Here is a 317-nt window from a genome sequence, read left to right on the forward strand (position 1 = left end):
GTGTATACCTTGACTTACCGTTTGACGGATAACATAGATGCAGCGAATACAGATGATGCAACGGTGACAGTGACGGTGACTGCAGCAGTCATTGAAGCGAATGATGATACGATCACAAATGTAAATGGCTTTGCGGGAGCGACTACGGGCAATGTACTAGGCAACGATGAGTTGAACGGATCACCGGTGAATGCTGGAGATGTGACGATCACACCGAATACGAATGGGCCATTGACAGTAAATGCAGATGGTACGGTGACGATAGTGGCTGGTACAGCAGCAGGCACTTACACGGTAACATATGAGATCAGTGAGAA

1 protein-coding gene is annotated in these 317 nt (G+C 47.6%); it reads left to right on the plus strand.

The annotated features are described in order from the left end of the window. On the plus strand, positions 1-317 hold a 317-nt coding region (locus I5349_RS13660; protein WP_226391338.1), incomplete at both ends, for a hypothetical protein.

The sequence above is a fragment of the Penaeicola halotolerans genome (assembly GCF_016464625.1).
GTDB lineage: Bacteria > Bacteroidota > Bacteroidia > Cytophagales > Cyclobacteriaceae > Penaeicola > Penaeicola halotolerans.